We start from the raw sequence: 12,529 nt of genomic DNA on the forward strand, positions 1-12,529 counted from the left end.
CATATCAGCCCCACAGGCTCAATCAGTTAATGGGTCCTGACCCTAGAACGGGCATCGCGTTCAGTGTACTAAGTACGGCGTTCATTTCGTCCTGCGCGGCTTCGAATCTTTGACGCATGTTCGCAGTTTGAACTTGGCCTATGTTGGTTTTAAAGAAATTGAAAATTTTTAACATTACGGTTCCCTCCCCCCCCTGGATTTACCCTTTTGTATGCCACCTACTTTTCGACACACGGGGGAAAAAGTTGCAGAAAAACCTTCAAATACGCGATGCACTCAACTTGGGAACGCTTGCACGTTGAGGGCAAGTGAGGATAGCTACCCTCAACACAAGGAGCGCAGAGCATGAAAATCGCAACGTTCAACATCAATGGCGTTAAAGCACGCATCGCCGCCCTGCCAGACTGGCTAACAGAAGCGCAACCCGATGTTGCTTTGTTGCAAGAGATCAAGTCGGTGGATGAAGGCTTCCCGCGCGAAGTGTTCGAGAACATGGGATATAGTGTCGAAACACACGGGCAAAAGTCCTTCAACGGTGTCGCGATCCTATCCAAACTTCCTCTGGAAGATGTAACCCGTGGTTTGCCAGGTGACGATAGCGACGAACAAGCCCGCTGGATTGAGGCGACTGTCATTGGAAAGCAAGCAATTCGAATTTGCGGGCTGTATCTGCCCAACGGCAACCCTGCACCCGGACCAAAGTACGACTATAAACTCGCGTGGATGGAGCGTTTGCAAAAGCGCGCAGAAGCATTGCTTGCGCAAGAAATGCCGTTTCTTATGGCAGGTGACTACAACATTATCCCACAAGATGAAGACGCGCGTCGCCCAGAGGTTTGGCAAGAGGATGCGCTCGCGCGCCCTGAGAGCCGCGCAGCCTATCGGCGTTTGTTGAACCTAGGATTGACCGAAGCGTTCCGCGCCCGCGTGCACGGGCCAGAGCATTATAGTTTCTGGGATTATCAGGCGGGTGCGTGGAACAAAGACGATGGCATTCGGATTGACCACTTCCTGCTCAGCCCTGCGGTTGCTGATATTTTGCTGGACTGCCAGATCGACAAGCACGTGCGCGCGGGTGAAAAACCGTCTGATCATGTGCCTGTTTGGGTTGAGTTGGATAACTAGCGTTGCGGTGGGGGCCAGCCCCCAGACCCCCGAAGTTTATTTGGAAAGATGAAGCGATTACGTTCGCGCTTTCATAAAGGTCTGGAGGCGTTCCAGTCCCTCTTTGATATCTTTGGTGCTGCGCGCATAAGACAAGCGCAGTGTTTGGTGGCCACGTTTGCTATCAAAATCGAGCCCCGGGGTCACGGCAACACCAGCTTTTTCCAAAATTTCAGCGGCAAATACACGGCTATCGTTGGTGTGCGCGCTGACATCAATATAGGTGTAGAACGCACCGTCTGGTGGGGCGAAGGCACCAAGGCCAGCTTTTGGCAGTCCCTCGATCATCAATTGGCGATTGGCGGTGTAGACCTGCATGTTGGCTTGCAATTCATCGTGACAGTCCATCGCCGCAAGTGCTGTGACTTGGGAAATATGCGGCGCGCAGATGAACATGTTTTGTGCGAGGCGTTCAATCACACGTACATGATTTTCGGGCACAACCATCCAGCCCACGCGCCACCCTGTCATAGAAAAGTACTTTGAAAACGAATTGATGACATAGGCCTCATTGGTGATTTCAAGCGCGGTGACCGCTTTGGCCTCGTATTCGATGCCGTGATAAATTTCATCGGAAATGAACGATGTGCCCGCCTCAAGCGCCGCATTAATAAGTGCACTCATGGACGCGTGGTTCAACATCGTTCCCGTTGGGTTAGCTGGTGAGGCCACCATGAGACCCTTGGCATTCAAACCAATCAAATCATCCGCAACGGGCTGAAGGCGGTTCTCGTCGCGCGCTTCGATCAAAACAGGTTCAAGACTAAGCGCTTTGAGGATTTGGCGATAACTTGGATACCCCGGAGCACCAATCACGACACGATCCCCCGCTTCAAAGAGCGCCGTGAATGCCAAAAGGAACGCAGCAGATGATCCCGACGTTACGATAACGCGGTTCGGATCAAGATCGACGCCATACCATTCGCCGTACAATTGCGCGATCCGTGCACGCAAGTCAGGCAAGCCAAGAGCAACCGTATACCCAAGTGACCCCTCCTCCATCGCCTTGGCTGCAGCGCGGCGCGCCCCTTCTGGTGCTGAGGTTCCCGGCTGGCCCACTTCCATGTGAATGATATGACAGCCCGCATCTTCGGCCGCACGTGCGGCCTTCATCACATCCATCACAATAAAGGGATCAACTGCTCCACGCCTTGAAACTCGCATCGTCTTCTCCCATCCTATCCACTCAAGCGCTTTCACCGTGATTTGGAAGGACAGTCAATGCGTCTGGTTGCCAGTGTACTGGTCATTCTTAGTTTTTTGGCACTGCCACTGCGCGCGCAAAACCTTATTCGGGATGCAGATATTGAACACGCGCTCTCACAATTGGCGCGTCCCATTCTACAATCTGCCGGTTTGAACCCAAACCAAGTCAAGATCCTGCTGATCGACAGCCGCATTCCCAATGCGTTCGTCGTGAACAACCGCGCGATTTTCATCCACACGGGTATGATCACCAAATTGAAAAGTGCGGAGGCCTTGCAATCGGTTATTGCCCACGAATCCGCGCATATTGCGAATGGACATATTACACGGCGCATGTCCCAAATTGGAACGCGTAATTCAATAACCGGTCTTGGTATCGCTTTGGCAGCTGCAGCGACTGCGAGCGGTGTTAAGGGGGGCGCATTGGTTGCCGTTGGTGTTGCGTCCTCTGCGCAGCGCAGTTTTCTAAGCCATAGTCGCGCAGAGGAAAGTTCAGCAGATCAATCAGCCGTGCGCTACCTTGCAGCTGCCGGAATTTCCACGCGCGGTGCAATTGAGGTTCATGACATTTTCAAAGGTCAGGATGTTTTGTCCGAAGCCCGCCAAGATCCCTATGCGCGCTCACACCCCTTCACGCGCGACCGCGTACGCGCGATGGAAGCCTATGTGTCGGCCTACGGTGGTGACACGCCCTACAGCGCGAAAAGCAACTATTGGTTTGAACGCGCAAAGGGTAAGTTATGGGGTTTTCAGCAAGTCCCGAAAAGCACGCTTCGCCGTGCAAAAAATGTCCCGCTTGCGGACGTTAAACTGATGATGCAAGCCGTTGCGCACCATCGCCGTGCGCAAACGTCAAAGGCTACTGGCGTGATGCAGAGCCTGCTAAAATCGCGCCCTAAAGATCCATATTATCACGAACTGCTTGGTCAAATTTTGCTAGAGGGTCGCCAATACGGGGCTGCGGTGAACGCCTATGCGCGCGCTGCGAAACTAGCGCCTAACAATTCACTGATCCTAAGTGGGTACGGACGTGCGCTGCTGGCCGCCGGTCAACCCAAATCAGCGCTTAAGGTCTTGGAAAATGCGCGAACCCGAGACTTTCGCGATCCATCTGCGCTGCTTGATTTAGGCAGTGCTTATGCCCAAACGGGACAGCCTGCGATGGCGTCTTTGGCAACCGCGGAGCGTTACGCTTTGAATGGGCGGTTTAAGGATGCTGAACTGCATGCCAAACGCGCTGCAGGTCGATTGCCTACGGGCTCTGGACCTTGGCAAAGGGCGCAGGATGTGCTCAGTGCTGCACAACGATTGAACAAATAATTTTGGGAGAGCCATGTGATGAAACGTCTTTTAGCGACCACCAGCTTGATTGTAGCCGCCCTGTCTGCGCCAGTTCACGCCTTTGATGTGTCCGCAATGACAGATGCGGAACGTGCAGCATTCAGTGCCGAAGTGCGCGCCTATTTGATGGCAAACCCGCAGGTTATCATGGACTCTGTTCAACAGATGGAAACGCAGCAGGCCGATCAAGCTGCACAAGATGATCTGGCTCTCGTGTCGACAAACGCAGAGGCAATTTTCAATGATGGATATTCTTGGGTCGGTGGCAATCCCGAGGGTGACATCACGGTTGTTGAATTCCTTGATTATCGCTGCGGATATTGCCGCAAAGCGCATGACGAAGTTGCTGCCCTTTTAAAGAACGATGGCAACATCAAGCTGATCGTCAAAGAATTCCCGATCCTAGGGGAGGCCTCAACCGCCTCGTCCCGTTTCACGGTCGCGACCAAGCAGATTGCGGGTGATGAAGCCTATAAATCCGTCCATGATGCAATGATCACCTTTGGTGGCGATCCATCGGAAAGGGCACTCACGCGTTTGGCGGATAGCCTTGGTCTGGACGGCGTTGCGATCATTGCACATATGGGCAGTGATGATGTCACCAAAGAAATCGCACAAACACGCGAGCTAGCACAGCGTTTGAATGTGCGTGGCACGCCAACATTTGTGATGGGTGGTCAATTGGTGCGTGGATATGTGCCACTAGACGCAATGAAGCAGATCATCGGCGAAGAGCGCGGCTAAACGCAACCCTTACAAGAACGTCTTGTGATAGCTCACGAGGCGTTCGAAATGCGCATCAAGCGCGCGCTTTAAATGGGGCGCGCTTTTTACGGTCAAAATGTAGTCCACAAGGATACCATATTGGCGGATTTGACGCTCAAGGCGTTGATCGGGGCGCAGGCGGCGTACGCGTTCGCCCTCTTCAATCACTTGGATGATTTGTTTTTCAGGCTCGGCAATATCTGTGGCGGGTTGCGGCAACACCTTCCCGTTCATCAGCGGTTTTTGCGCGTCAAAGCGTTGAAAGAGCGCTGCTTCAAGCGGTTCGATGTCAGCCTGATCGCGCACAGGCCACGCCCAGACATAGGCGATTTCCCAAACATCCACTTGGCGGTTCGCAATAATATCAGAGCGCGCAGAGGTCAGGTGGCGGCGCACGCGCGAGCGAATGCCATCGACGGATTGGCCCACATAAATCGGCACACCGTCCAAATCACACAGTGCATAGACCCCAATATCATCGCTTAGATCCGCGAGCGCCACTTTGCGAAATCCTTGTGCATCGCTCATGCGACGGCAACTGTGGCTGGCTTGGAGCGTTCCAACATGGGCTGGAACAATTGCGTATCTAGGTAGCTGACAATCGGCACAACAACGCCGTCACCTGCCACCTTGTAGGCACTGTTATAATGCTTGGGCATTTTGTATTTTTCAGGCAAGCCCATCAAACGGCTGGCTTCTTTGCTCGACAACAACCGCGCCTTCACTGAATTACCCTTCACGAACATGATCGTTTGGCGCGACGATCCCCCCCCGGGCGTGCGCAGACATCCTGCGATGCCATCAAAACGGACTTCAGCGCGTTGTCGGGTGTTGCCGTTTTCATCAGGGCGTCCCCTCTTGTACAGCAAGCCTATCTCGCGTTTGCCTGTACGACGTGCATGGGCGATCCGTGCCGCACTTGGGTCTGACATCATGCCCAAAAGTGCGTCAACTTGTGTGTCATCGAACCATTTCGTATCCGGCGCGCGATCCACGATATCGCTGATGCTGATCTCGCTTTGCGCAGGTGCGTCATGGGCCCACCAGATAAAATCGCTCTTTAGATCGACCATCGCAGTGTTCACATAGCGGCGCAGTTTTTCGGTGTGAAAGAGGCCTGTTGGCGCGCTCACGCTAAGACCCTCGATCGACAGGTCTCTGCGCAGAGCAATTACAAACAGCCGTGGACGGCTTTGGGGGACGAAATGGCGCGCGTCAATTTCCAAAGCTCCAACGCGATAGCCAAGTGCGGCTAAGGAATTGAGAACATGTGTAAAATCGTGACCGCCCGCGCGCGTCATCAAACCTGTGACATTTTCGAACGCAATAATCGGCGGTGAAAACCCTGCTTTTACGCTTTGGCTAAGCAGCTTCATCCAATGATAGAACACACCGCTGCGCAGACCTTTCAGGCCCTTGCCCTTGCCCGCCAAACTGAAGTCCTGACACGGGCTAGAGGCCCAGATCAGATCAAGCGATTGATGCAAGCGGCTGGGATCGACATCGGCAACATCCGCTTCGATCAAATGACTGCCGCCCCAGTTGTCGCGGTACACAGCGCATTTCATCGGGTCTATGTCGTTTGACAATGCACAGTCCCACCCTGCGCCAAGTGCCGCGTGCACCATGCCACCACCCGCAAAGAACTCAGCGAACTTGGGTCGTACTTTGGGATCAAATGTCATTCAAGCGACCTAGTCAGGGCAGCTATTCAGCCGCTTGTTCAGCAGCAGCCATTTCAGCGTCGATCACCGCAGCGCGGGCTTCGACCTGCTCAACAATATGTTCGACCATTTGATCATTGCTTAGCTTGTGGCTTTGCTTCCCCGCGAGGTACACCATGCCCGCGCCAGCCCCGCCGCCTGTGAAACCAACGTCAGTCATCAAGGCTTCGCCCGGTCCATTCACAACGCACCCAATGATCGACAGGCTCATCGGGGTTTTGATATGTTCGAGCCGCTTTTCAAGCGTTTCAACGGTTTTGATGACATCAAACCCTTGGCGCGCACAAGACGGGCAGGAAATAATGTTCACACCCCGGTGGCGTAGCCCAAGGGATTTAAGGATTTCAAAACCGACCTTCACCTCTTCGACAGGATCCGCGGATAGCGAAACACGGACCGTGTCGCCAATCCCCATCCAAAGCAAATTGCCAAGACCAATTGACGATTTGATTGTGCCGCTCATCAAGCCGCCTGCTTCTGTGATCCCGAGGTGGATCGGCGCGTCGGTTGCTTCGGCAAGTTGTTGATAAGCTGCGGCGGACATGAATACGTCAGACGCTTTACAACTGATCTTGAATTCGTGAAAATCGTTTTCCTGCAAAATACGGATATGCTCCAGGCCACTTTCGACCATCGCGTCAGGACAAGGTTCGCCGTATTTTTCCAGCAAGTGCTTTTCCAAGGACCCCGCGTTCACACCAATCCGAATGGAACAACCGTGATCTTTTGCGGCTTGGATGACGTCTTTGACACGTTGCTCGTCGCCGATGTTACCCGGATTGATCCGCAAACACGCAGCACCCGCCTCAGCCGCTTCAATCGCACGTTTGTAGTGGAAATGAATGTCAGCGACGATCGGCACCGTACTTTCACGCACGATTTCCTTCAGTGCAATTGTCGAGGATTGATCAGGTGTTGAAACACGCACGATATCCGCACCCGCTTCCGCCGCCGCCTGTACCTGCGCGACCGTTGCCGCCACATCCGAAGTATCGGTATTCGTCATCGTTTGCACAGCAATCGGTGCATCGCCACCAACTGGAACATTGCCCACCATGATTTGGCGCGATTTGCGGCGATAAATGTTCTTCCAAGGGCGGATGTGGTTCAGCGACATAGGGTTTCCCTTTTTGCATGTGCAAAGTGTTACACCCTACATAATGTGCTGTGCTCTTTTGGGCAATGTCGGGGACTGCTGTTCGGCGAGGTTATTCGGTTGGAAGGACAAGGCCCTGCACTTCAGCAACAACACGCGCAAGGTCTTGGTCAGCCGTCAAATCTGCAACTTCGTACTTTTGCGTCAAAGCATCCGCAGTCAGCGCTACTTTAGACGTCACCTGCCCACGTGGGCCCGCTGGACCAAAGTGCTGACCATTCACCGCGAAATAGATCGCACCAGATTCGCCAACGCGCAATGTCGCAGCATCTTCGGTCATGGGAATTGAATAACTATCACCCGCGTTCAAAATTCCCTCAAAAACAGAGGTTCCGTCCGCAGCGCTGACGCGCACCCAAGCAGGGCGCACGGCGACAAGTTGAACTTGACCCGGAATTTGCTCAACCACTTGCGGAACAACACCGATCTGCGCAGGCACTTGCACCGTACCATCCGCCAAAAGAACAGGTTGTTCTTGTTCAGAATTGGCTGCAGACTGTTCAGGTGCAAATGAACCCATGTTTTGTGGATTGATCATCGAAATAGGGGCATCACGCGCAACAAGAACCGGCGTATCCAGTGCTTTGGGGCGATACAAACGATCCAATCCGTTTTGCGCAGGCGTAACACGTCCGGCCGTTACCGAACCAAGTTCTCCCCCACCAATATCTGCCAAAGGAGCCGTCGCGCGCGAAATGGGATCGAGGTCTGTTAGAACAACGGGTGTTTCATCAACTGGCGTAACACGCACTTGCTGAACTTCGTTCAAAACAGTCCAACCGCCAAAACCAATAGCACCCAGCAGTGCGACAAGGACCAAGGTTGATCCAATTGCGCCAGGCTCAACACGCGACATAAAGGCGTCGTTTGTCGGAATGAAAGGTGTGCTCGGCTGCGCGAACGGATCGCGGCCTTTCGCAGAAGTGGCAATAATCTCAGCAGCGCGGGATTTTTTGATAGACGAGGCTGCGTCGGACATACCGTGCGCCGTCGAAAATCCGCTTTCTTTACAGAAAACGTCAAAAGTACGCTCTGGGTCCATGCCAAGGTAGCGCGCATACGAACGCACATAGCCAGCGATAAAGCCTGGTGTTTCAAAGACATCTGGGTCAGCGTTTTCGATTGCAGAAATATAGGACGCTTTGATTTTCAATTCGCGCTGAACGTCGAGCAGGGATTTACCAAGCGTCGCACGCTCTCCTCGCATAATATCACCAAGTTGCAGATCGTAGTCGTCGAATCCCTTAGGAGCGACGTCAACTTCTTCCAACTTGCGCGATTTTCTGCGCCCGATCATACGACCTGCCCCATCTTAACTGCCACTGCCTCGTCCACAACTTATCCACAAGTTCGATTCGAGATATCGCCTTATCATCTCTAGCACAGCGCAACTGATTCTGCACCATTTTCAGGTTAACCCGTTAATTCGGCACGATTCAGCGCACAATGGGACCAAAGTGCGTCCATGGCTTGAACCAGCTTGTCCATTTCATCGGGACCATGAACCGGCGACGGCGTGAAACGAAGCCGCTCAGTTCCGCGCGGAACTGTTGGGAAATTGATTGGCTGGGCATAAATTCCAAAATCTTCAAGCAACATGTCGGAGAGTTTTTTGGTGTGGACGGGGTCGCCTACCATCACTGGAACAATGTGACTGCCGTGATCAATGATCGGCAAACCCAGTCCCTTTAGCCTTAATTTAAGGGCTTTTGCCTGTGCTTGGTGTTGTTCGCGCAATTCAGGTGCGCGCTTTAGAAACGCTACTGACGCCGCCGCACCCGCAGCTACAGCGGGGGCCAAGGACGTTGTAAAGATAAACCCAGGGGCGTAGGATCGGATCGCATCACACATTTTATAAGACGCGGCAATATAGCCGCCCATGACGCCGTAAGCCTTTGCCAAGGTGCCATTGATGATATCAATCCGGTGCATCAGGCGATCGCGCTCGGCAACCCCTGCCCCGCGCGGTCCGTACAATCCAACGGCGTGGACTTCGTCAATATAGGTCAGTGCTCCGAACTCATCAGCAAGGTCACACAGTGCCTCGATCAGGCTAAAGTCACCATCCATCGAATAAATAGATTCGAAAGCAATCAGCTTGGGTGCATTCGTAACATCGGCTTCCAACAACTCACGCAAATGCGCTACGTCGTTATGCCGGAAAATGCGCTTTGCCCCACCATTGCGGCGCACACCTTCAATCATGGACGCATGGTTCAAAGCATCCGAATAAATGATCAAACCCGGGAACAATTTAGGCAGCGTGGAAAGCGTCGCATCGTTGGCAATATAAGCAGAAGTGAACAGCAGTGCCGCCTCTTTGCCATGCAAATCAGCCAATTCGGCCTCAAGCCGCTTGTGATAGACCGTCGTGCCGGAAATATTGCGTGTTCCGCCAGATCCCGCGCCCGTCGCATCAATCGCTTCGTGCATCGCTGCAAGAACAACTGGGTTCTGCCCCATACCAAGGTAGTCATTTCCACACCAAACAGTAATCGGCTGTTCCGACCCATCTTGTTTGCGCCATGTTGCATGCGGAAAATTACCGTTCTTGCGTTCGATATCAATAAACGTGCGATATCTTCCTTCAGAATGAAGGTTTTGCAAACTTGCGTCGAGCTGAGCCGTGTAGTCCAAGCGACGTCTCCTGTTTGTACCGTGCAGTAGCAGCATTCAATTTCACGAATATATATAGCGTCCAATTTCATGAGGCAATGCGTTTGCCATGCGCCACATGTCGCAGTCTACAAAAATTCTAAATCCAGCGGTTTCACTGAAACCCCCATTTGGAAACAGACCGTCTTCTGGACAGTCACGCAGAGAATGATAGCGTGTCCTCAGACCTCTCTCACAATCGGATTTGATCCCTATGTCACTTGATGCCGTCCTCGCGAAAATCGATGAAAACCTGCCCGAAGCTACGGAGCGTTTGCTCAATCTGCTGCGGATCCCGTCGATTTCGACGGACCCTGCGTTCAAACGCGATTGCGATGATGCCGCCGATTGGTTGGTTGCAGACCTTAGAAACTTGGGTGCCGACGCCTCAAAGCGCGTAACAACGGGCCATCCCATGGTCGTTGGTCATGTCGACGGCGACGGGCCGCATGTGCTGTTTTACGGGCATTACGATGTGCAACCCGTTGATCCCTTGGATCTTTGGGATATGCCGCCGTTTGAACCACAGGTCGAGGACACCGAGAACGGCCAAGTTATTCGGGGTCGTGGCGCATCTGATGACAAAGGTCAGCTGATGACCTTCATTGAAGCGTGCCGTGCTTGGAAAGAGATCCATGGCAAACTGCCGTGCAAAATTACGTTTTTCTTTGAGGGCGAAGAAGAAAGCGGTTCACCGTCTTTGGTCCCCTTCATGGTAGAGAACGCGAAAGAGCTGACCACTGATATTGCACTCATCTGTGACACAGGCCTTTTTGAAAGTTCCGTTCCTGCAATTACGACAATGTTGCGCGGTCTTGTTGCCGAAGAACTCATCATCAAAGGCCCAAATCGTGACCTGCACTCCGGCATGTACGGCGGCATTGCGATGAACCCTATTCGCTTGCTGAGCAAGATTATCACGGGCCTGCACGATGCCACAGGTCGTATCACCCTGCCCGGCTTTTATGACGGTGTTCCCGAACTTGCTGATGAAATTCGCGCACAGTGGCAGAACCTTGCCTTCGATCACACCACATTCTTGGGCGACGTGGGCCTTAGCGTTCCTGCGGGTGAGCACGATCGCACACCCTTGGAAATGATCTGGTCACGCCCGACCTGTGATGTGAACGGGATTTGGGGCGGATATGCCGGTGACGGATTCAAAACCGTCCTTCCCGCTGAGGCGGGTGCGAAAATCAGCTTCCGGCTAGTAGGCGATCAAGACCCAGACGCAATTCATGCAGCATTTGCAGAGTACGTGCAAAGTTGTCTGCCAGAAGATTACACCGTCGAATTCCCGCTCGGCAAAGGATCAAAAGCTAGCCAGATGTCGGTCAGCGATCCAATGTTCGAAAAAGCGCGCAAAGCGCTTAGCGATGAATGGCCCCGTCCTGCATCCTACATTGGCTGTGGCGGATCGATCCCTATTGCGGGTCATTTCAAGGACATCCTCGGTGTGGATGCAATGTTGATTGGCTTTGGCAAGGACGATGACCAGATCCATTCACCAAATGAAAAATACGACATGCAAAGCTTTCACAAAGGCACACGGTCGTGGGCGCGTATCTTGGCAGCGCTATCTGCATGATAAAGGGTTTTCAGGACGCTGTTCTGGAGGGGGCTGTTGGCCCCATCGCCTACGCTGAGGCGGGCCGTGGCACGCCGTAATGCTGCATAGCTTCCCGCAAACGCGCGCTATGTGGCATGGAATTGCGCCCTCACTGGCGCAAGATTTTCGTGTGATATGTCCAGATCTGCGCGGCTATGGTGCCTCGGCCAAACTCAAAGGTGTTGGCCATTATAATTTTCGCGAAATGGGCAAGGACATCCTTGCGCTGATGGATCACCTTAAAATCGAAAGCGCGCATCTTGTTGGCCATGATCGCGGTGCACGCGTTTCCCATCGCCTTGCTTTGAATGCGGGCGCACGTTTCAAGACGCTGACCTTAATGGATATTGTTCCAACACATACCCTGTTTGCAAATCTTAGTCGCGAAGTCGCTTTGGGCTATTACCACTGGTTTTTTCTCGCCAAGGCAGAACCCTTGCCTGAAAGAATGATCGCTCATGATCCCGATGCCTACTACATGTCCTGCCTAACGGGCTGGGGCACAGGAACTGAACCTGACTTCGATCCTGCAGCCTTGGAACACTACAAAGCCTCTTGGCGCGACCCTGACAACATCTGGGCAATGTGTGACGACTACCGCGCGGGCGCGACACTAGATTTTGAACAAGATGCCACAGATCTGGATGCACGCGTCACATGCCCTGCTTTGGTGTTATTCGCTAAGGGCGGCATGATGGACAAGGCCTATGACATGCGCAAAGTTTGGGGCGACAAGATCAACACGTTCCAAGCCCATGGCCTGCCTGGCGGACACTTCTTTTCAGATCACTACCCTGACCAAACGCTGTCAAAGCTGCGCGCGTTTTTGGACTCCAATTCAAATACATAAAATGAAAGTGGCGCGGTTGACGGGACTCGAACCCGCGACCCCCGGCGTGACAGGCCGGT

The 12,529-nt window shown here is 53.2% G+C and carries 12 protein-coding genes; 5 read left to right on the forward strand and 7 right to left on the reverse strand.

Annotation, left to right across the window (positions count from 1 at the left end; genetic code table 11):
• Positions 1-22 precede the first annotated feature (22 nt).
• Entirely contained in the window at positions 23-175 is a 153-nt protein-coding gene (locus QZ279_RS13445) for a hypothetical protein (protein ID WP_293451709.1), read from the reverse strand.
• Between the two features lie 170 nt (positions 176-345).
• Here QZ279_RS13445 and xth point away from each other — a divergent pair, with 170 nt between their 5' ends.
• Entirely contained in the window at positions 346-1,125 is a 780-nt protein-coding gene (gene xth / locus QZ279_RS13450) for an exodeoxyribonuclease III (protein WP_293451711.1), read from the forward strand.
• A 57-nt stretch (positions 1,126-1,182) separates the two neighbouring features.
• Here the strand turns inward: xth and QZ279_RS13455 are convergent, their stop codons facing one another.
• Complete coding sequence (locus QZ279_RS13455) at positions 1,183-2,328, reverse strand: aminotransferase class I/II-fold pyridoxal phosphate-dependent enzyme (protein WP_293451713.1); 1,146 nt, start codon at positions 2,326-2,328, stop codon at positions 1,183-1,185.
• 57 nt (positions 2,329-2,385) lie between these two features.
• Between QZ279_RS13455 and QZ279_RS13460 the strand changes: the two genes are divergently transcribed.
• Positions 2,386-3,690 (forward strand): M48 family metalloprotease, encoded by a 1,305-nt coding sequence (locus QZ279_RS13460; RefSeq protein ID WP_293451715.1) that lies wholly within the window; start codon positions 2,386-2,388, stop codon positions 3,688-3,690.
• Positions 3,691-3,708: 18 nt separating this feature from the next.
• The gene (locus tag QZ279_RS13465) at positions 3,709-4,455 is read left to right on the forward strand and encodes a DsbA family protein (protein WP_293451717.1); all 747 of its coding nucleotides are present in this window, start codon (positions 3,709-3,711) and stop codon (positions 4,453-4,455) included.
• Positions 4,456-4,464: 9 nt separating this feature from the next.
• Here QZ279_RS13465 and QZ279_RS13470 read toward each other — a convergent pair whose 3' ends face one another.
• The 5 genes from QZ279_RS13470 to hemA all read right to left on the reverse strand — a co-directional run bounded on the left by QZ279_RS13470 (position 4,465) and on the right by hemA (position 9,993).
• Positions 4,465-5,004, reverse strand: coding sequence for a GIY-YIG nuclease family protein (locus QZ279_RS13470; RefSeq protein ID WP_293451719.1), 540 nt, complete (start codon positions 5,002-5,004; stop codon positions 4,465-4,467).
• Positions 5,001-6,161 carry a DNA cytosine methyltransferase gene (locus QZ279_RS13475; protein ID WP_293451721.1) on the reverse strand — a complete coding sequence of 387 codons (1,161 nt, stop codon included), beginning with the start codon at positions 6,159-6,161 and terminating at the stop codon, positions 5,001-5,003. Before QZ279_RS13475 ends, QZ279_RS13470 begins: the two co-directional genes overlap by 4 nt.
• A gap of 22 nt (positions 6,162-6,183) precedes the next feature.
• The gene (gene ispG, locus QZ279_RS13480; RefSeq protein ID WP_293451723.1) at positions 6,184-7,317 is read right to left on the reverse strand and encodes a flavodoxin-dependent (E)-4-hydroxy-3-methylbut-2-enyl-diphosphate synthase; all 1,134 of its coding nucleotides are present in this window, start codon (positions 7,315-7,317) and stop codon (positions 6,184-6,186) included.
• Between the two features lie 91 nt (positions 7,318-7,408).
• Positions 7,409-8,653, reverse strand: a complete 1,245-nt coding sequence (locus QZ279_RS13485) for a helix-turn-helix domain-containing protein (protein WP_293451725.1) — start codon at positions 8,651-8,653, stop codon at positions 7,409-7,411.
• A 116-nt stretch (positions 8,654-8,769) separates the two neighbouring features.
• Positions 8,770-9,993 carry a 5-aminolevulinate synthase gene (gene hemA, locus QZ279_RS13490; RefSeq protein WP_293451731.1) on the reverse strand — a complete coding sequence of 408 codons (1,224 nt, stop codon included), beginning with the start codon at positions 9,991-9,993 and terminating at the stop codon, positions 8,770-8,772.
• A gap of 232 nt (positions 9,994-10,225) precedes the next feature.
• Between hemA and QZ279_RS13495 the strand changes: the two genes are divergently transcribed.
• Together QZ279_RS13495 and QZ279_RS13500 are read left to right on the forward strand one after the other, a co-directional pair.
• On the forward strand, positions 10,226-11,599 hold the full coding sequence (locus tag QZ279_RS13495; RefSeq protein ID WP_293451727.1) for a M20/M25/M40 family metallo-hydrolase: 1,374 nt from the start codon (positions 10,226-10,228) through the stop codon (positions 11,597-11,599).
• A gap of 79 nt (positions 11,600-11,678) precedes the next feature.
• Positions 11,679-12,470 (forward strand): alpha/beta hydrolase, encoded by a 792-nt coding sequence (locus QZ279_RS13500; RefSeq protein WP_293451729.1) that lies wholly within the window; start codon positions 11,679-11,681, stop codon positions 12,468-12,470.
• Positions 12,471-12,529: the final 59 nt, after the last annotated feature.

The organism is Planktotalea sp., assembly GCF_018607965.1.
Classification (GTDB): Bacteria; Pseudomonadota; Alphaproteobacteria; order Rhodobacterales; family Rhodobacteraceae; genus Planktotalea.